We start from the raw sequence: 20,425 nt of genomic DNA on the forward strand, positions 1-20,425 counted from the left end.
CACCTCAAAAGGTAAAATTATAAGCAACCGTCGCAATGGGCGTTGCGAAAATATTCAGCTGATAACTTTTAGTAACGGCATTTTCTGTTTTGAAAAATACAGAATAGGCATTTTGGCGGGAGTAAAGGTTATAAATTGAGAATGTCCAATGTCCCTGCCATCTCCGGTTTTTCATGCTTGGATTGTAAATGTTCCAGGCGAAATCAAGTCGGTGATAATCGGGAATGCGTTTGTTATTGCGCTTGTCGTAAAACGGGTAAACATTGTTTTGATAATTTATGAAGCCAATCGGCTCGGAATAAGGCCTTCCGGTGCTATACGCAAAGGTGAAGCCGAACGAATTGTGGCTATCTACGGTGATATCGAGCGACGCGTTGAAAGTATGCGGTTTGTCGTAATTGGCCGGATACCAGTCGCCCCGGTTTACTTTTTCGATTAATGCGGCATCTTCGCCGACAATGTTCAAAGATCTCGCATAAGTGTAATTTGCCCATCCTTTTAGCTTTCCTTTTTTCTTGGAAAGCATCATTTCCACGCCATAGGACTTGTTTTTCCCCTGGATCATCTGCGTTTCGGGATATTCCTGTAGAAGAAAATCTGCCCCGGGTTTGTAATCTATAATGTTTTTGGCATTGCGATAATAACCTTCTAATGTGATCTCATAAATGTTATCATTGAACGACTGATAAAATCCCGCTGTGAATAGGTGGCTGATCTGCGGTTTAATGTGCGTATCGCTCGTTTTCCAACGCGAAGTCGGAATAGGCGTGGCCGTGTTTGAAACCACCTGAATGTATTGCCGCATCAGGTTATAGCCGAATTTGAATGAAATGCGATCATTAAGCGCATAACGCAATCCCACACGCGGCTCGGGTCCGCCATATGCTTTTGAAACCTTGCCTTTGTTATAAACCGTTGAATCCACAACTGAAAAGTCATCCCTCGGCTGATCGGGCAGGTAATTCCGGACCACAGCCTTGCCCGTTGCCATAAAGAAAGAATAGCGCAATCCGAGCGAAATAGCCAGTTTTTTTGAAAAATTGATCTCATCATCCGCATACCAGGCCACTTCATTGGCATGTTCGGTCGGCGTTGCAATGTAGTTCACGCTCCGACTCAAACCCGGTTCCAGAGTCCCGGGCGATATCACATATTGTGTCGCAATAAACCCGGTTTCAAACTTGTGGTTGGACAGCTGATAATTAATGTTGGACTTGACCTGACGTTGCTCCACAGCCGATTCCAATTTTACCAAATTGCCCGTTTCCTTTTCTTTGGTGCCGATATCCGGCGCATATTTCGCATAAATGGCCGTCGTTTGAAGGCTAATTTCCGGACTGATCAAATGCAGCCAGCGCAGCATGCCATTGGTTGTAATGTGCTTGTAATAAGTATCCGTTCCTACAACATTGGGCAGGTTAGTAAGCAGGTCTGTTTTAAAATAATCATTGCTGTAATAGCCCATAAAAGTGAGCGTATTTTTGTTGTTGATCTTCCAAAAGGACTTGGCCGAAAGTTCTCCAAACTTGGCGCTGATGTTGTTCAGTTTCTTGTCAAGCTTCGGGAGAATAAAGTCGTTGAACGCACCCCGGCCGGCCAGGTAAATGCCCAGTTTTCCTTTGATAACAGGCACATCCACCATCAATCTGTTCGATACCAGGCTAATGCCGCCTTCCAGTCTTAGCTTTTCCAGGTTTGGGTTTTTAGTTGAGATATCCAACACAGAAGCAACCCGGCCGCCGAAACGCGCGGGAACATTTCCTTTGTAAAGATCCAGGCTGTTAACCGTGTTCGGAGGAATGACAGAAAACAAGCCAAACATATGGGTCGGGTTAAAGATCGGCGTGTCATCCAGCAGAATGAGCGTTTGATCCGTTGTTCCGCCCCTGATATTGACACCATTGGACGCCTCACCAACGCTCGAAACGCCGGGCAGCATTTGAAGACTTCTTAAAATGTCCAGTTCTCCAAAGGCAGAAGGCAGCTTTTCCAGCGTCTTAATGTTGATTTGCAATGAGCCTAAAATAGGCTGTCGAATCGTTTGATCAAATCCTTTGCTGGTAATGATCACTTCTTCCAACTGGCTCGAAGTTGTCGTCATCAATACATCGAAATGGATTTTCGGCGTGCCGCTTTTTATGAAAACTTTAAAAGACTCGTAACCTACATGCCGGATTACCAACACGTGATCGCCGCTGGGAAGATTAATTGTAAAATTGCCTTTCTCATCCATCTGCGCCGCCGACCAGCTTTTCCTGTAATCGATTATGATAGCGGCCGAGGGCAATGGAGCAAGCGTCGCCGAATCTCTGACTGTGCCCGTGATCGTGAGTCCCTGCGCGAATGCGGGTAGAACATTGACCAATAAGAAAAGAAAGTAGTATAGTCTTTTCATTCACAAATCATTTTGGCACTTACTGGGTCCATTTCCAGTCTTTTGGTAAAAATGGAGAACGCGATCGGCTCCTTTTGCAAATAGACAGCGGGATGAAAGGCCGCTCGGGCGAACGCTCTTCCAGGATTGGATCGCGGTTATGAATGGTTTTAAACAGTTGGTTCAGCACAGCCGCATTCTTTATATTTTTTCTCCAAAGCATTGTCCTGTATTCCGAAACCGACGACGCCGTAAAAAAACCGATAATGAGCTCGTTTTTATCATTTTGGTTTAAAACGTTGCCCTGGATCGGCGCAGGCGGCGTGTCGGCCAGTGTTCCCGAATTATTAGCCTGGTCCTGTATGAGTTTTAAAAATCGGTAAGCATTCGGAGTAAGCGAATTTTGCTGCAAGCTTACCAGGCATGGATTGGACTGTAAAAGCGGGATCTGTGCGACCATCTTGTCTTTTTGGCTCTGCCCGTTGGTGTAGATGTCCGAGAAAATGGTGATGTCTGTGCTGTAAAAAATATCCCAGCAAAGATCTTCGCAGGTGTAATCGTAAATGTTGTTGAATTTGAGCGTCAGGTCTTTGAAACAGTCGCCGTCTACACCGTTTTCGGAAGGAAAGAGATAGTATTTTCCCTGGTTGCAGGTTGTACAGGTTTTTTGTAATTCCCAAAGTGTCCATTGCCAGCGATAAAAATTTTTTTCGCCTGCCGGATCATCAAAATCCAGATAAATGTCGTTGCTGGGCGTGAATTCGCCATAATATTCGGAAAGTTTGGGAATGCCTTTGGGATTGAAAACATCATAGGCCCGCTTAACCGCCGAAACCGGGAGCATTTTTTCAGACGAAGACTTATAGTTTTTTCCACTTTCCGTCTGAAATTCCAACTCATATGCATCACCAACTTTCCCCTTGAAATTGACGGGAAGCTGATAAATCCCGGGTTCAACTTCTGTCAGATTGAGAGTTTGCGTGCCATTAACAATGATTTTGGCCTTCGCTTTTTCCAATGGCAATGTCGATTGCCCTTTTGTCCAGATCGTTTGCGTGAATTCGGAGCTTTCATTTTTTGCCTCAGGGTTTGTTTTGGATAAAGTGATAAACTGCGGTCCGTCCAGATCAGTAACCACGCCATCGACAACAACATACTCCGTTGAACTTCCGAAATCGACACTATAAGGCTCGACACAAGCCGTAACGCCTGTTATCAGTGTTGTAAGTAAAATAGAAAGCCGGTAATTCATCGCTTATTGAATAACTATTTTCCTTGTGAAAAATTGACCTTGGCTGTTGCGGAGCCTAACCAAATATGCGCCACCTGAAAGTTGTAAATCCAGGCTCAAATCCAGCACTTTTCCTTTGCTATGCTGCCCTAATGACTGCTTATAGACAGATTTTCCGGCTAAATTATAAATGTCCAGTTCATAAAAGCCCGATTCCGGAATGCTGATCTCAACCGAAAGCGGCGCGCGCCCAGGATTTGGAAAAACGTTTAAAACTTTACTATTAAGGCCAGGTTCTGAGCCCGTAATCACGGAAAGCCCTTCGCGAAGCACCGAAATGTTAGCGGTCACATTACAATCCCAGTCGAACTGAACTTTCAGCTGCCGTTTTAAGAGATCGTAGTAAGCCGTTCCGTTCTTAAGTTCATTGATAAGGTAAACAATCGGGATGGCTTTGCCATTAAGCATCATAGAAAGCGGCGCAGATGTAACATTCTCTATATCAAAAATTAAATGCCTTTTAGCCAGCGATTTATCAAAGCTTTTGGTTCTCTCAATGGTCACATTAACATGGTCATTGGATACTTTCCCTTCAAAATGGATCAGCTCATACTGCGCTTTACCCAGGGAGTTGGGATCAATGCCATCATCATGAAACATCGTAAATTCCGACGTAGGAACGGAAATGTCCTGGAAGAACTTGATAGTCAGGCTGTCGGAGTTATAAAAGCCCGTTGATTTTTTTGTGGTTGATGTTGCAAAGGGAATAAAGCTGCCGCCTTTGGCGTAAACCGGAATGTGATCGACATTAACTTTTGGGAAAATGTCCGCATTCCCGTTGTGCACCTCGCTCGTCCATAAATTGAACCACTTTCCTGGCGGGAGGACCACCTGCCGGGAGGGCATGCCGTGCAGCAGGACCGGCGCGATCAGCAGATTTTCTCCAAAAAAATACTGATCATTCAAATTGGCAAGCGCCTTACTATTGATGAAATAATCCATAGGCAGGCAAATGGGCCGCCCGGAAACGCTGTTTTTCCATGCCAGTGAATAAATGTAAGGCAACAACTGATAACGAATGTTCGCGTATTTCTTAACCGTGCTGTAAAAAGGCTCGCTGAGATTGAACGGCTCAACATTTTCGCGCTGGCCGCTGCTTCTTAAAATCGGAGTAAAAGTGGCAAATTGAAACCAACGCAGATCCAGCTCTTCATCTTTGTCCGTCTTATCAGACATGGTAACCGTGCCACCCACGTCAGAGTGCATATAGGCAAGGCCGGACATTCCTGCTTGTGTAATGATCGGAATTTGCAGCCTTAAACCAGCCCAGTAGCGGCCCACGTCACCGCTCCACGGCAATACGCCATATCGCTGCGACCCCGCCCACCCGGAGCGTGACAAGCTGAAAATACGCTTATTCGGGAAGTCTTTGGTGAAGTTGTTGTAAAAGGTTTTTGACCAAAATAGCGGATAAAGATTGTGGATCTGGAATGCGTTGCCCAACTCGTGAATTGCATCCCTGGCGTGGACATCAGGCTCGGTTTTGTCACTCCACCAGCCTGCTATTCCCTGATCCGCGAGTTTTTTATACTTTTCCCAAAGCCAGGATTGCGCGGCGGGTTTGAAAATATCGAGCAAACCAACCGTTGTGCTGCCAACGGTCTGAATGTAAGTGTTATTCGTTCCGGGCTTTTTTACGAAAAGCAACGCTGCCTCAGCCGGCTTATAATTTACAGATCTGGTGCTAATGTAAGGTTCGGCGACGAGTATTGTCTTAACGCCTTTTTCGCTGAGATTTTTGATCATTTCAGCTGGCTTAGGCCAGTTTTTAGCATCCCAATCCACATTTCCGCGCAAACTTTCGTCTCCATACCAATGCATGTCCAATGCCAGTGCATCCAGCGGGAAGCCCTGATTTTGCAGCTTAGTAACCGCAACGGTCGCCTCGCTTTCGTTTTTATAACCCGATTTGGATTGAATGTAACCGAATGCCCATCGCGGAGGCAGCGGCTGGCGGCCGGTGAGAAGCGTGTAGTTCGCCAGGATCTCATCATTGTTATTTCCGTGAATCAGATAATAGGCCCATTTTCCGGTGCTTACCGATTCGACGCGGAGCAATGTTGAGTCCACCGCGCCGATATACATACGCATGGAGCCCGGGCGATCTGTGTCGAATAGGAGTCCGTATTTGTGAGAAGAAATGATAAACGGCACATTGAAACTCTGCGATAATCCCGTCGCCTGATCGTAATAAGCGTATTCCCAGGTGTTATAAAAGTCAAATGCCTTCCTGTTCAGATCCGGTCCGAATGGTCGGCTGCCGGCTCCGTGAAAAACGTCTTTTGGGTTAATGCTAAAAAGGAAACTAACAGAATCCCTGGTTTGCACAAAACCCCTCGTCTCCTTGATCGTGATATCGTTACCGGATTTCAGCGCAACATTCAGCGGGAATTTATCGATCACAAGCGTACACTTTCCGGATCGGATTTCAATGCTGTTACTGGTTTCAATAGTGCTCTGTATTTCGCTCAACGGCGGCAGGACAACGGAGAAGGAACTATCCAGCGAAGGGGAGCTTTTTGAGGGAAGTAGCTGAATTTTAAATATTTCCGGAGAGAAGGATTGAATGTACATTGTCCCCCTCGTCCCCTGAATCGTAAGGCTTCCTTTTCCCTTTTCGTAACTAATAAAATTCCCTGCGCCTTGTCCGAAAGACAGTTTGCCAGCCAACACGAAAATTAAGACAAAGAAGTATTTGTATATCATAGACTTAAAACGCCCGCTCCCAGCACGCTCTCCTAAAATTAAGTCAAATAAAACAAATTTTCCTTCCTATTGTTTAATTATTTGGGGGGACATTGCTCATTGACAATCCTGGTAATTGTATGTGGTTGTTTTGGTAATCAGGGTGCCTGATTGGGTAAAAGTCGTAACTGCGGTGGCAGGATATCCTGTACTATTATAGGTGTAGACCGTCTTTTCCTCGTAAGGCGGCCTATCAGGATAAACAGACTTGCTACTGACCAAATTATTGCTTCCATCCGTGAATTGCAGAATTCTCATTTCTTCGGGAATCCCTTTGAACTTCTGGGGAAGAAGCTTGTCAGGGTTAGGATTACTGTCGTGTGTTCTTGTCTCCAGGAACTGTTGTTTTGACTGGTAAATGGCCTCCACACTGAGAATATTTCCATTGGCATCATATTTCAAATTGTATTCGCTATCCGGAGATGACGTCTGGACAAGTTGGCCTTTTTCGTCATACTTATTGGTAGGCGTTGATGCTTTCACCCCATTTTCAAATTGTGTTACCGAAGAGCTGTTGCCGATAGTTTCGGTTATTGTTTTAATAACCCCTCCTGTTTCATATATGTATTCCTTTTTAGCCTCCGGATTAACTTTTACATCCAGGTTTCTTTCACTCCTAAAATCCACAACACTTGTTCGGGTGGCACTTCGTACCAGATCTGACTCATATTGGAATGTATTGACTTCTTTTGCTACGATTTTGCCATGGCGATAGGGTGGATAATTTGCGTAGAGAAACGAAGCGGTTTTCCCTCCTTCCTGTAATGTAAGTGTAGTTATTGCCATTTCAGTAAGAAATCCTTGCTCATTGTATTTAAGAATGTAGGATTTTGTTTCGGTGACGTCAGAGTTGACCAGTTCAGTATACATCTCTCTGTTAATTGTTCTTCTTGTAGCGGACGCCTCAATCAGTTTTCCTTCATCATCTTGTTTGAAGTCAGATACATACGTTTCGCTAAAAATGTCACCGGGGCTGGTCTGCTCCATCTTGTAACTCTGACCGATATACCGACATAATTTTGGTGTCGTATTCTCATCTTTTGAGCAGGAAATTGACAATCCTGAAACGACAATAAAGGTAAGTGTTGATCTGAGCAAGCGCATCGGGACCTAAAATGAGGTTAATAAGCTGATTAATGCTGATTTACAATTTATAATTCGCCGAAAGACCCACACTGAACATGCGCAAATATTGGTCATATGAATGCCAGAAGCTGGATTCGAACACTCCAAATCCGGTATCAGGTGCAGAAGTGTCATTTTGGGTTTTTGTAAGAAATGTCCGATTGCGAATTTTTGGATAAAGCCCACCGGTGAATTTCGCAGAGGCATTTAATGTAATGCGCTTGTTTAAAGCATAATCAACACCTAATCCAGCATTGAAACCAACAAGATATTTCTTTGAATCTAATTTTGTCCATCTATAAAAATAGCCCATTTCCGATTGTGCGTCTTCTTGATAGCCAGTGGCTTGCTTGATTTGGTTTTTAAGCATTATCGCAACGGTCGGACCCGCGAAGGCGTAAGGTTTAAACTTGCTTCGTTCGTCGCGGTTCAAATTTACATTCATTGCCAGGTCAAAATGAAGTGCTTGGTAGGAGAAAGCAGTCGTTTTAAGATCAGTATCGTATTTTTTTGGTATGAGAATGGACTGGGGAAACGGAATAACATGAACGCCGGTGTTTTCCATGAAGATGTTTTCAGCCTTCGTACTATTAAAATAGACACCAAACTCAATTCCCACTCTTTTCGAAAGATCCAGGTCCGCACGAAGGCCTAAGGGAATGGATGAAGTGCTGGTAAATTCGGTTTTTCGATAGGCAACCCTTCCTTTCACAGTGCCTGCATTAATGTCAAAAGCTGTGTTATTGTAGCCATAGCCAATATAAGGACCAATGCGAACGGAGGCTTTAAACTGATTCAGGCTCTCCTCGAAAGTTTCCGAATCAGCACCCCGGGACTGATTTGCGTAAAGCGTCAGGTTTTTTAGATATCGGGCCGAGTATTGTGGCTGGATGTTGGATTTGATATAATATGCTTCCAAAAGCTCTTTTCCAAAGATAATGGGCAGTGCACGTTTTATATGTTGCTGAGAAATAACAAGCACTGAATCTTTTTTCTCGATATAAAATAGTTTGTTTTTCTCATTGAATAAAAGACTGAACGGACCTTTTACAAGCAATACGAATAATGCGCTGCCTTTCCCTGCAACTTTGCTTACATAATATTTACCGTTCCCGTTTTTAATTTCCAAAATTTCAGCAAAAGGGATCGACCGTTTTCCTTCCAGGCCTTTCAAGTAGAGATCTTGTTTTTTATAATTCAAAACAGCCTTACCAATAACTGGTTTTATCTGATTTTTCAGAAAAACGCTGTCATTTTGAGCAGAGGAAAAATAGGAGATAAATAGCAGTGCAATGCAAAGAATTGAAGGCCGGAAAAGTCGCACAAAAAATACATTTGGAGTTGTTTCCAAATGTATCAAAGGAAACTCGATTTTACTTAATTTTTTATAAAATTAATACTACATGCTTTCTGTTCTGCCGCCATCCACAGGCAGATTTACACCACTAATGCTGGCAGCTGCGGGGCTGCACAGGAATGCCACCGCTGCGGCAACTTCATTTGCTTCACTGAATCGACGAATAGGAATGGCGGACTGCATTTCCAGCGCAATTTCATCTTTGGACTTTCCTGAATTTTTACTCCGCATTTCCAGAACGGCATCCAGGCGCGATGTGACCGTGTAGCCAGGCAGAACATTATTCGAAGTAATGCCGAACTGTCCTAATTCCAGGGATAAAGTTTTAGACCAGCTTGCCACGGCGCCGCGAATGGTGTTGGAAACGCCGAGTCCTACAATCGGCTGTTTTACCGAAGTACTGATAATGTTGACGATCCGGCCATAACCCGCTTTTTTCATAGAAGGAACCACCGCCTGCGCCAGAAATTGGTTGTTGATGACGTGCATCTGGAATGTTTTGAGAAACTGATCGGTGTCTGCTTCGATGATCGGGCCACCGGATGGGCCGCCTGTATTATTGATGAGGATGTGGACGTCGGGCACGAGGCGCAGGTAATTTTCGATGGCGTCTTTTACATTTTCACGATCAGCAAAATCGGCCACGACGTAGCGGTGCAGCTGTCCGGCTGACGTGTCTAGCGTGTCTACGGCCTCCCTCAATTTTTCTTCATTACGCGCCACTAAGGTCACATTTGCACCTAATAATGCCAGTTCAATGGCAGATGCCAGGCCGATTCCCTGCGTGCTTCCACAAACCAGGGCCGTTTTTCCAGTCAGATCAAGATTCATCGCTTTTTGATTTTAATGCTTATAATTCGTGAGTTATGTCTTCGATTTTAGCAGTTTCTACTTCAAACTTCGTACTTTTTTCGGCTATCTTTGCGGTTTATTTTTCAGTCAGAGAAATCATATATCCCACAATGTCGAAAAAAATCCAATCCGCTCTTATATCTGTATATTATAAGGATGGACTTGAACCTTTGGTTCGCCTGTTGCATAACAATGGTGTCAAACTTTACTCCACCGGCGGCACTCAGACTTTCATTGAAAACTTAAATATTCCTGTCACCGCAGCGGAAGAGCTGACCGGTTACCCTTCTATTTTTGGAGGAAGAGTGAAAACCTTGCACCCGGCTATCATGGGCGGCATTCTGTACCGTCGTGATGACGCCGGTGATGTTGCGCAAGCCCAGCAATACAACATTCCGGCCATTGATTTGGTGGTTGTGGACCTTTATCCGTTTGAGGAAACCGTTGCTTCGGGTGCAGGAGAAGAGGATATTATTGAAAAAATAGACATTGGAGGCATTTCGCTGATTCGGGCTACTGCCAAAAATTTCAAAGATACGCTGATCGTTTCTTCGCGCAGCCAATATGCCGAGGTTGTGGAATTGCTGACTGCAAAAGCCGGCGCAACGGACATTGAAGATCGTCGTTACTATGCTGGTCAGGCATTTGCGGTTTCTTCACATTACGACGGTGCGATCAATCGCTTTTTTACGGCAGGTCAGGAAAAGACAGATAAGGAGCTTTTTGATTTTACAAGTCTGGCCTCGCAGACATTGCGCTACGGCGAAAACCCGCATCAGAATGCAACATATTATGGCGATCTGGAAGGGATTTTTGATAAACTGCATGGTAAGGAATTGTCTTACAATAATTTAGTAGACGTTGATGCGTGTGTAAACCTGATCGATGAATTTGCTGATGCAGCCCCGACGTTTGCTATTATAAAACATACAAATGCATGCGGAATTGCTACTGCGCCAACGGCGAAAGAGGCTTATGATAATGCATTGGCCTGCGATCCGGTATCGGCTTTTGGTGGTGTGGTGATTACCAATTCAAAAGTGGACCTGGCTACGGCTGAGGAGCTTAACAAATTATTTATGGAGATTCTGATCGCTCCCGAATATGATGAAGATGCGCTGCAAGTCTTAAAGTCGAAAAAGAACCGAATTCTGTTGAAACGCAATGCAGTCGTGTTGCCACAAATAATGTTCAAAACCATTTTAAATGGCGTTTTAGTACAGGATAAAGATTTGTCTACCGAAGTTCAATCTCAGTTTACAACAGTTACCGAAAAAGCGCCGACCGCGAGCGAGCTTACCGCACTTGAATTTGCATTAAAAGTTTGCAAGCATACCAAGTCGAATACAATTGTTTTGGCCAAAGAAAACCAGCTGCTGGCCAGCGGAACAGGACAAACTTCCCGTGTGGATGCTTTGCGCCAGGCAATTGATAAAGCCAAAGCATTTGGTTTTGACTTAAATGGAGCGGTAATGGCCTCAGACGCATTTTTCCCATTTGCCGATTGCGTAGAAATAGCACATCTGGCGGGGATTACAGCTGTTGTCCAGCCAGGCGGTTCTATCCGCGATAAGGATTCCACAGATTACTGCAATGCGAATGGCGTAGCAATGGTTACGACTGGCATTCGTCATTTTAAGCATTAGAGCTAGCTAGGAAGCTATTTGCTTTGTCAGCCTAAGCGTACCGTGCCGCCCGACGGTCCAAGCACTAATCTAGTCTGTCACGCTGAGCGGAGCCGAAGCGCGCTACTCCTTGGTAACGCGCCTTCGACCGCCCGACGGCACGGTCTGCTCAGCGTGACAGACTAGCAAAGACCTACAACTCCTATCAACCCAACATTCACCCTTGAAACCCAACAATTTACCTCAGCAACGTTACATTCGCTTGGGTAAGCTGTTGATTGTGGGTTTTCTAGTTATCACTGCTAGCCTCTTCTTCCTCTACCCCCAAATATTTTATTGTGAATTAATCCGCTTGTCTGACTTCCGCTCGGATAATGGAAAGATCTATTTCAGTCCGGAAATTAAACCGGTGAATCATAAGAAGCTGAGATCTATTATCAGCAGTTCCGAGGCGCGGGTTGATTCTTTTTTTAATGGTAAAAAGTCCAAACCGATCATTATCGTTTGCAGCAATCCGCAGCAGTATCAAAAATATTGCAGCAGCACTGAAGGCGCGGGATGCAGCCTGGGAACGCCTTGGGGTAACTCTTTTGTGATTTTGAACACGCAGGGAATGAATGTGGACGTGATCAGCCATGAAATGAGCCATACGGAACTACTGGAAAGGCTGGGGTGGTGGACCATCGCCACCAAAATCCCCCAATGGTTCAACGAAGGCATTGCGCTCATGCTCGACAGGCGTTTTGTTAATAATCCCGATAAAATAGGGCGTTACTTCGACTATATGGATGAATGGCTTTACTACACGGGTGGCGGGCAGCAAATTTTGGAACTCAGGGATATCGCTTCCATAAAGGGGTTTTTTAACACCAGCCAGAAACAGGTGATGCTTGCTTATATGTCGGCCGGTATGGAAGTTTCTTATTGGATGATCCTTTCAGAAAAAGATGGGCTGCAGCGGCTGATCAGCGATTTGGAACAGGGCAAAAGTTTCGAAGAAGCTTATCAAAATGCCGAGCAGAAGCGGCGCGCCTACTGGTTTAAAAAACTTCCTACAAATCCATTGAGATTCCAGGATTCAAAGAAAATATCGGAATAAAGACATTGCGATTATAAGCTTGTAACTATATTTATGAACACATTAAAAAAGGCGGGTTAATCGTCCTGCGTCTTTTTTGGTTTTGCACTATTTTCTGAAAATAATGTACCTTTCGATTTGAACCGACAAACCTCATCCATTCATCTATTTTATTATTTGAAATGCAACAATTACAAAGCCTGGATTATATTGTTTTCTTCTTTTATTTCATCGTCGTCTCCGGTTACGGGTATTGGATTTATCAACGGAAAAAGTCAAAAACAGAATCAACCAAGGATTTCTTTTTAGCAGAAGGTTCACTCACCTGGTGGGCGATCGGAGCGTCGTTGATCGCGTCTAACATTTCTGCTGAGCAGTTCATCGGAATGTCCGGAAACGGATTTTCCATGGGTTTAGGTATTTCAACTTATGAATGGATGGCGGCCGCAACACTCGTGATTGTAGCCGTTTTTTTTATGCCTATTTATCTCAAAAACAAGATTTACACAATGCCTCAGTTTTTGAGCCAGCGTTATAATCCCACCGTGAGCTTAATTATGGCCGTTTTCTGGCTGGCGTTGTATATCCTGGTTAATCTTACATCTATCCTATATCTGGGTGCGCTAGCGGTCTCCGGGATCTCAGGTCTAGACTTTCAATTCTGTATGATAGCGCTGGCTGTCTTCGCGATCATTATTACGGTTGGCGGAATGAAAGTGATTGGTTATACTGATGTGATCCAGGTGTTTTTTCTTGTAATTGGCGGACTTGCAACTACTTATCTGGCTGTAAATCTGGTTTCCGGCGATGCTGGAATTGATGGGGTTATGAGCGGGATCAAAATGATGCGCGAAAATCATGACGACCATTTCCACATGATCTTCCCGAAAACAAGCCCATTCTATATGCAATTACCCGGACTGGCGGTTCTCCTTGGTGGTATGTGGATTGTGAACCTTAATTATTGGGGATGTAATCAATATATTACTCAGCGGGCTTTGGGCGCCGACCTGAAAACTGCACGGAATGGAATTCTCTTCGCAGCATTCTTGAAACTTTTAATGCCTGTGATTGTCGTTTTGCCGGGTATCGCGGCTTATGCGTTGTATAGCAAAGGCCTGTTCCAGGCTGAAATGCTTGACGCAGATGGTCAGCTTAATGCGGATAAGGCTTATCCAGTATTACTTAATTTGCTTCCTGCTGGTTTAAAGGGACTTTCTTTCGCGGCATTAACAGCAGCGGTCGTTGCATCTTTGGCCGGTAAGGCAAATAGTATTTCGACGATTTTTACACTAGATATTTTCAAAAACTATATTGGTAAAAACGCAGATGAGAAGACGCTCGTGCGCATTGGTCGTATTGTTGTGGTGGTTTCAATGATCCTTGCGATTATCGTTTCTCCTTACATGGGCATTGATAAAAAAGGAGGTTTTCAATTCATTCAGGAAATGACCGGGTTGCTTTCTCCTGGTATTTTTGCTTCGTTTATCATGGGCTTTTTCTGGAAACGAACCAATTCTGCCGGAGCATTATTTGCGATAGTAGGCGGTTTCCTCATCGCATTGGCCATGCATAACAATTATTTCCCATTCGCCGACTGGACGCAGGTCCCATTCCTTGACCGCATGGGCCTGGTATTCCTGATCTGTGTGGTAGTGATGGTGATTTTAGGCTTGGTAATGCCTGATGAAAAGAAAGGATTGGCCATTGATACAGCTATGTTTATTCCGCACCGCAGCTTTATTGTCGGCGCAGTTGTAGTAATCTGCCTGATTACATTCTTATACGCTCACTTCTGGTAAGAGGAGACAGACAGTTTCGGGTGCACAGCCTCAGGCGGTTAGCCCAGGGCAAAAAGAAAAGGCTTGGAGCGAATCCAAGCCTTTTTGCTGTTCAAGACAGTCAGGATATTAAGCCTGCTCCTCGATAATGGTAATTTTCTGGATCTTATCGCCCTGGCGAAGCAGGTCAACAGTATCAACGCCTTCTACGACTTTACCAAAACAAGTGTGGTTTCCGTCCAGGTGCGCGGTGTTTCTGCGGCTATGGCAGATGAAAAACTGTGATCCGCCTGTGTTACGACCAGCGTGTGCCATTGAAAGCACGCCACGGTCATGATATTGGTTGCCACCGGTTAGTTCGCAATCGATTTTATAGCCCGGGCCACCGCGACCGGTTCCGGTTGGATCTCCACCCTGAACCATAAAATCCGGTATCACCCTGTGAAAGATCAGTCCGTCGTAAAATCCTTTTTTTGAAAGATCAACAAAGTTTTTCACCGTTCCGGGAGCATCCTCATCGTAAAATTCGATCAGCATGGTTCCTTTGTCAGTGATCATTTCTGCTTTTGTCATATTGATTTAAAAGAGAATTTGAATAAAAATTGAAGTTGTTTTCAGGCCAGTTTTGCTAACCCCTCATAACAACACAAAGAAAAGGATAATGTATCCTTTTCTTCAACTTTATGCCAAATAAAATGATCAGATCAGGAGCCGGCGACAAGTTTGCCGGACTCTCTCGCGAGTTGCAATTCAGCTTTTTCTAGTAAAGCAGCCTTTTTCATTTCAGATTCGGCTTTTTCCAATTGCAATTCAGCTTTTTTCTGCTCTACTTTAAAATCCTCCAAACGCTCAACCACGTCTCCGCTTCCCCATTCTTTACTTCTTTCGGGATTGTTGAACCATTCTTTGACAGCCAGTATTTTATAAATATATCGGGTAGTTTCTGAGTTTAAACGCAGTTTGAAATAATCGTCCTTGTTCTGTGCATCCAGTTTATTCTGAATGTGCGTCGGTCCCGCGTTATATGCAGCTGCCACGAGTGTCCATGAACCAAGTTGACGATAAAGATTGCGCAGATATTTGCCTGCGGCATGCGTTGATTTTGTGAGATGTTTTCGGTCGTCCCTGGTTTCATTAACAACCAGTCCGAGAGATTTTGCCGTAGCAGGCATTAGTTGCCAGTAGCCTCCCGCGCCCCTATGCGATTTTGCATCGTTTGTCATGGCGCTCTCTATTAATGGGAGATATTTGAAATCGGCTGGTACTCCATACTTTTTAAGAATCGGTTCTATAATCTTGATTCTTTTTTGGGTCTTAGTCATCAGCTTACGAAAGGTGGGGTTGTCGTAATTTCTGATCATATTTTGATATCGCTCAGCGATTCGAAGCTCTGTTAGTGGAACAGCCTCGCCACAAAAGTCAATAGCAAGAAGATCTGAATCTATAATTGTTGTCTCTTTCAGTCCCTTCTTTTCCACCCCCACCTCGCTCATTGGTTCGTTACCCATTATTGCGATTGAGAGGGCCATAAAGATAAGTTTAATCATTCATTTTTCATTTCGTGGAACATAGTTAAAGGCATAAAGCCAGCGAACAAAGATAACGGTATTGAATTAAAAATATTTCATTATTAGCTAAAACTTTGATTTATAGCACATTATGAAGCTGCTTTGTAGTATTAATTCAAGACGTTTTCGTTTGGTGAAAAATGCTAATTTTCGCGCTTTACTCTGCGTACGGGCATAAAAGTGAAATTAAAATTGGCAAATGCAGACCATCACAAAACGCAAAATCTACTATTTTATATAATTTTAAATAGAATTAATTGTAACAGATGCTTTACGGTCTCTGTAAACCAGGCAGTTAACACGTAAAGCCAAGATGAAAAATGCCCATTTGACCGGATTTGCCCATTTTTTTTAGAAAACTACCTACATTAAAAATCTATTTTCAGACATTGAAAGCACGGATATGCTAACTTGCATTTTCGCTTTTCTTTGAGATTATGGTTACGGTAAACGAGGCTAAACAAAAGATTATTGCAAATGTAACGGCTCTGTCCGCTTTGACATTGGAGGTCCGGGATGCTTTAGGGCATGTTTTGGCCAGTGATATTTTAGCGCCAATGTCCTTGCCATCTTTCAGGCAATCGTCTATGGATGGATATGCGATTATCGACACTGATATTTTAGAAAAGGACACAATCCTTAAAATTTCAGGAGAATCAAAAGCAGGGCAAACCACTACGCAAACATTAATCCCCGGCAATGCGATGCGGATTTTCACAGGGGCGCCCGTTCCCGATGGAGCCACAGCAGTTGTTATGCAGGAAAATACATCATCCGCAAATGGAACAATATGCATTCACGAGTTCCCTGTAACGGCCGGTAAAAATGTAAGAAATATTGGCCAGCAAATTCAAAGGGGCGCTATTGCATTGGAAAAAGGCACTTTTCTTTCACCGGGTAGCATTGGGTTTTTGCAGGGAATGAATATATGGGAAGCCAGCGTGCACAGAAAACCAAAAATTGGCCTGCTTGTAACAGGTGACGAATTGCTTCATAAAGGAGATTCCATTGTTCATGGAAAAATTTTTGAGTCAAATTCTGCTATGCTTGCAGCTGCATTGCAAAAGGAAGGAATCGCGGATCTTGAAATCAAATATGCGGACGACAACCTGGAGTCGACGATAAAAGGGCTGAGTGAGTTAGCAGAAAATAATGATGTGGTGCTGGCTTCAGGAGGAATTTCGGTAGGGGATTATGATTTTGTAGGGAAAGCTGTGGAAGCATTAGGTGCTCAAACGATATTTTATAAAGTGCGTCAGAAGCCGGGTAAGCCATTATTATTTGCAAAACGGGAAGATAAATTTTTCTTTGCATTACCGGGAAACCCCGCTTCTTCGTTGGTTTGTTATTACGAATACGTGCTGCCTGCGCTGAGAATTATGTCGGGCAGGAAAGATCCGTTTTTAACAACGTTGAAAATGCCTGCAAAGCTTGCTTACTCCTTCCAAGGTGAGCGCGACGAATTTCTCAAAGGACTGGTTGTGGGTGGTGAAGTTATACCGCTCGATGGTCAGGAATCATTTGCATTACGTTCCTTTGCGATTGCAAATGCTGTTATTTACTTACCCGTGGAGCAAAATGTGGTCAAGGAAGGGGACCTGGTTGAAGTTCATTTGCTCCCTTTGTGAATCAGATTGCTGCAAAATTTGTTAATTCAAAGAATTGAAAAAATAGGAAATGAGCATTCAGGTAATGTATTATGGAATGCTGGCCGAAATCGCTGGCCAGGCTAACGAGGTTTGGATAGCCGATCAGAATCTGACGGTTGGTGAGTTTCGCAACCAGATCATGGAGCGATATCCGGCGATGCGTGAGAAAAAATTTAAAATTGCAGTGGATCAAAAAATTTCACAAGATTACGTTTCTATTGACCACGCATCCGAAATAGCTTTGCTGCCACCATTCGCCGGCGGCTGAGCACCAGCATTATCCTGAACCGCATCACCAACTCCATGGAAAAAGAGCATAAGCATAAAAAAGTATTTGTACAGGGACCTATAAGCCCTGATTTCGTTGCAAAATCGATAGCGGGCCACCAGTCAAAAACTGAGATTGGTGCCCATGCAATTTTTTTGGGACAGATCCGTGCCGATAAAAAAGCAGATGGCATTGTAACCGGGATCGAATATTCGGCTTATGAAGATATGGCTGAAAAAGCATTCCAGGAGATCAGGGAGGCGGCTTTTGCCAGGTTTGAGCTGATTTGCATGCACATTTATCATAGTCTGGGCGTTGTGCCTACTGGCGAAATCAGTCTCTTCGTATTTGTTTCGTCGCCGCATCGTCGTGCCGCATTTGAGGCTTCCGAATACATTGTAGAAGAAATAAAAGCAAACGTCCCGATCTTCGGAAAAGAGCTGGTAGGAGAAGGTGGAGAATATGTTTGGAAAGAAAATAATTGAAAAGTGGTAGACATCACTCATAAAAGCAACACATTACGCATTGCCACTGCACAGGCAATTGTGCAGGTAAGTAAAATTGAAACCATTACGGCAATCCGGGAACGCAATGTTCCGAAAGGGGACGTTTTTGAAATGGCGAAAGCTGCTGGTTTTCTTGCCGTAAAAAAGACACCGGATCTTTTACCCGACTGCCACCCGATTCCGGTGGAATATACAGGAGTAAATTACCGGATAGAAGATTTGACCATTGTTATTGAATTGACAGTCAAGACGATATACAAAACAGGTGTTGAAGTTGAGGCCATGCACGGCGCGTCCGTAGTTGCACTCACCATGTATGATATGCTCAAACCCATAGATAAGGGCGTTGAAATCAGGAATATCAGATTATTGGAGAAAAAGGGCGGCAAGAGCGACAGGAAAGCAATTCCGGAAGGATTAAAAACGGCTGTTATTGTTTGTTCTGACAGTATTTCAAAAGGCGTCGGCGAGGATAAATCGGGGAAAAAGATCATTGAAAAGCTGGAAGCATTAAAACTGACTGCCAGCGATTACAGCATTATTCCCGACGACAAAAGCAGCATTCAGGAGAAAATCAAAAGCCTTTGTAACGCAGATTTTCAGCTTGTTTTGATCACGGGCGGAACCGGGTTGTCTCACCGGGATGTTACACCGGAAGCGGTATCGGAATTAATAGAAAAAGAGATTCCCGGAATTGCAGAAACGGCCAGGAATTACGGCCAGGACCGTATGCCGACAGCGATGTTATCCAGGTCTGCGGGAGGCTTAATAGGTGAAACATTGGTTATTACGATGCCTGGAAGCACAGGCGGAGTCACCGAGTATATGGATGCGTTATTCCCTCAGGTGCTGCATGTTTTCAGTGTTATAGAAGGCAAAAAGCACGATTAAAAATTAAAATAATGTCCTTACCCATTGTAGATACATTTGGTCGCAAACACACTTATCTGCGGATTTCGCTGACAGATAAGTGCAATCTGCGCTGCACTTATTGTATGCCGCAAGAGGATATGCAGTTTATGCCTTCGAAATGGCTCATGCAAGCCGATGAGATCAAGGCACTTGCAGAGATATTTGTTGAAATGGGTGTGGATAAAATCCGGCTAACGGGCGGTGAACCGTTGATCAGGAAGGATGTAGGTCAGATCGTTTCAGACCTTGGCAAACTACCGACCTCACTAACATTGACAACCAATGCTGTTTTTATAGACCAGTTTATTGGTAATCTAAAAGAAGCGGGTGTTAACTCTTTGAATGTGAGCCTGGATACTTTGCGGGAAGACAGGTTTAAAGCAATAACTAAGCGCGAGCATTTTACTAAAACAATAGGTAACATCAGGTTGCTTTTGGCAGAAGGATTTGTAGTCAAAATCAATATGGTGGTTATGAAGGGCATCAATGAGGACGAAGTCAATGATTTTGTCAGGATGACTTTGGAAGAACCTAATCTGCATGTCCGTTTCATTGAATTTATGCCATTCAAGGGCAATCAGTGGGATATGTCCAAAATTGTTTCCTATAATGATCTGCTTTCTGATATCAATAATGAGTTTGATTTTCAGCAATTAACCGGAGAATTACAGGACACTGCGCATCGTTTTCAGGTAACGGGCGGTGCCGGGACTTTCGGGATTATTGGAACAGTAACCCATCCATTTTGCTCCGGTTGCAACCGCATTAGGCTCACAGCCGACGGAAAGCTAAAAAACTGCCTCTTCGACACTTCCGAGGTTGATCTTCTAACACCGCTACGCGCAGGTCTGGACGTCCGGGCGCTCATCTACGCGCATTTCCACAAAAAACACTTCGCACACGGCGGTCACGTAGACTTCACCGAAAAACACGCCAAATCAGACTACGAGCAGAATCGGAATATGATTGCTATTGGTGGGTAATTACGGAAAGTTTTTCCAGGAAGTTTCCGGATTTTCAAATTGGCACAGCACCGCATGAACCTGCACGACTTGTCCTTTTTCATTAATTGAAAAATGAATGGAGTAGGGGAAAATATCAATCAAGGCGAATCTTACTTCTCCATATCGAAGTGTATATATACGAGGGATTTCTTTGACCAAAACCAACTTCCGCTTTACTTCTGATCGAAATCTTTTGCCAAGACCTTTTTGGCATTCTTCATAATATTCAGCTGCTTGGGTAATATCTTTAACTGCTTCGGGAGTAAATTTTAGCTTGCAAACTGCCATAA

Annotated in this window: 17 protein-coding genes; 8 read left to right on the plus strand and 9 right to left on the minus strand. The window is 44.0% G+C overall.

Features of this window, described 5'->3' with window-relative positions; genetic code table 11:
• Positions 1 to 4 precede the first annotated feature (4 nt).
• The 6 genes from B5X68_RS16940 to B5X68_RS16965 all read right to left on the minus strand — a co-directional run bounded on the left by B5X68_RS16940 (position 5) and on the right by B5X68_RS16965 (position 9,723).
• Positions 5 to 2,395, minus strand: coding sequence for a TonB-dependent receptor (locus B5X68_RS16940; RefSeq protein ID WP_082215940.1), 2,391 nt, complete (start codon positions 2,393 to 2,395; stop codon positions 5 to 7).
• A gap of 19 nt (positions 2,396 to 2,414) precedes the next feature.
• Positions 2,415 to 3,626 (minus strand): DUF4249 domain-containing protein, encoded by a 1,212-nt coding sequence (locus B5X68_RS16945; protein WP_082215941.1) that lies wholly within the window; start codon positions 3,624 to 3,626, stop codon positions 2,415 to 2,417.
• Positions 3,627 to 3,629: 3 nt separating this feature from the next.
• Complete coding sequence (locus B5X68_RS16950) at positions 3,630 to 6,371, minus strand: TIM-barrel domain-containing protein (protein ID WP_082215942.1); 2,742 nt, start codon at positions 6,369 to 6,371, stop codon at positions 3,630 to 3,632.
• 96 nt (positions 6,372 to 6,467) lie between these two features.
• Entirely contained in the window at positions 6,468 to 7,397 is a 930-nt protein-coding gene (locus B5X68_RS16955) for a hypothetical protein (RefSeq protein WP_082215943.1), read from the minus strand.
• A 157-nt stretch (positions 7,398 to 7,554) separates the two neighbouring features.
• Positions 7,555 to 8,859 (minus strand): outer membrane beta-barrel protein, encoded by a 1,305-nt coding sequence (locus B5X68_RS16960; protein ID WP_212568013.1) that lies wholly within the window; start codon positions 8,857 to 8,859, stop codon positions 7,555 to 7,557.
• 75 nt (positions 8,860 to 8,934) lie between these two features.
• Positions 8,935 to 9,723, minus strand: a complete 789-nt coding sequence (locus B5X68_RS16965) for an SDR family oxidoreductase (protein ID WP_082215945.1) — start codon at positions 9,721 to 9,723, stop codon at positions 8,935 to 8,937.
• Positions 9,724 to 9,854: 131 nt separating this feature from the next.
• Here B5X68_RS16965 and purH point away from each other — a divergent pair, with 131 nt between their 5' ends.
• From purH to B5X68_RS16980, 3 genes are all read left to right on the plus strand, one after another.
• On the plus strand, positions 9,855 to 11,390 hold the full coding sequence (gene purH / locus B5X68_RS16970; RefSeq protein WP_082216158.1) for a bifunctional phosphoribosylaminoimidazolecarboxamide formyltransferase/IMP cyclohydrolase: 1,536 nt from the start codon (positions 9,855 to 9,857) through the stop codon (positions 11,388 to 11,390).
• A 331-nt stretch (positions 11,391 to 11,721) separates the two neighbouring features.
• Positions 11,722 to 12,468, plus strand: coding sequence for a hypothetical protein (locus B5X68_RS16975; protein WP_229208455.1), 747 nt, complete (start codon positions 11,722 to 11,724; stop codon positions 12,466 to 12,468).
• A 161-nt stretch (positions 12,469 to 12,629) separates the two neighbouring features.
• Positions 12,630 to 14,249 (plus strand): sodium:solute symporter family transporter, encoded by a 1,620-nt coding sequence (locus B5X68_RS16980; RefSeq protein WP_082215946.1) that lies wholly within the window; start codon positions 12,630 to 12,632, stop codon positions 14,247 to 14,249.
• A 108-nt stretch (positions 14,250 to 14,357) separates the two neighbouring features.
• Here the strand turns inward: B5X68_RS16980 and B5X68_RS16985 are convergent, their stop codons facing one another.
• Positions 14,358 to 14,801 (minus strand): peptidylprolyl isomerase, encoded by a 444-nt coding sequence (locus tag B5X68_RS16985; protein WP_082215947.1) that lies wholly within the window; start codon positions 14,799 to 14,801, stop codon positions 14,358 to 14,360.
• A 131-nt stretch (positions 14,802 to 14,932) separates the two neighbouring features.
• The gene (locus B5X68_RS16990; protein ID WP_082215948.1) at positions 14,933 to 15,775 is read right to left on the minus strand and encodes a lytic transglycosylase domain-containing protein; all 843 of its coding nucleotides are present in this window, start codon (positions 15,773 to 15,775) and stop codon (positions 14,933 to 14,935) included.
• Between the two features lie 458 nt (positions 15,776 to 16,233).
• Here B5X68_RS16990 and B5X68_RS16995 point away from each other — a divergent pair, with 458 nt between their 5' ends.
• From B5X68_RS16995 to moaA, 5 genes are read left to right on the plus strand one after another with little or no spacing between them, the layout of a single operon-like run.
• Complete coding sequence (locus B5X68_RS16995; RefSeq protein ID WP_082215949.1) at positions 16,234 to 17,424, plus strand: molybdopterin molybdotransferase MoeA; 1,191 nt, start codon at positions 16,234 to 16,236, stop codon at positions 17,422 to 17,424.
• 49 nt (positions 17,425 to 17,473) lie between these two features.
• Positions 17,474 to 17,713, plus strand: coding sequence for a MoaD/ThiS family protein (locus B5X68_RS17000; protein ID WP_082215950.1), 240 nt, complete (start codon positions 17,474 to 17,476; stop codon positions 17,711 to 17,713).
• Between the two features lie 35 nt (positions 17,714 to 17,748).
• Complete coding sequence (locus B5X68_RS17005) at positions 17,749 to 18,198, plus strand: molybdenum cofactor biosynthesis protein MoaE (protein WP_082215951.1); 450 nt, start codon at positions 17,749 to 17,751, stop codon at positions 18,196 to 18,198.
• A gap of 3 nt (positions 18,199 to 18,201) precedes the next feature.
• A complete protein-coding gene (gene moaCB / locus B5X68_RS17010; RefSeq protein ID WP_082215952.1) occupies positions 18,202 to 19,110 on the plus strand; it encodes a bifunctional molybdenum cofactor biosynthesis protein MoaC/MoaB in 909 nt (302 codons plus the stop codon).
• Positions 19,111 to 19,121: 11 nt separating this feature from the next.
• Positions 19,122 to 20,114: a GTP 3',8-cyclase MoaA gene (gene moaA, locus B5X68_RS17015; protein ID WP_082215953.1), complete on the plus strand. Its 993-nt coding sequence runs from the start codon at positions 19,122 to 19,124 to the stop codon at positions 20,112 to 20,114.
• Here moaA and B5X68_RS17020 read toward each other — a convergent pair whose 3' ends face one another.
• Positions 20,115 to 20,423: a type II toxin-antitoxin system RelE/ParE family toxin gene (locus tag B5X68_RS17020; RefSeq protein WP_082215954.1), complete on the minus strand. Its 309-nt coding sequence runs from the start codon at positions 20,421 to 20,423 to the stop codon at positions 20,115 to 20,117.
• Positions 20,424 to 20,425 lie beyond the last annotated feature (2 nt).

The organism is Dyadobacter psychrophilus (assembly GCF_900167945.1).
GTDB classification, from domain to species: Bacteria; Bacteroidota; Bacteroidia; order Cytophagales; family Spirosomataceae; genus Dyadobacter; species Dyadobacter psychrophilus.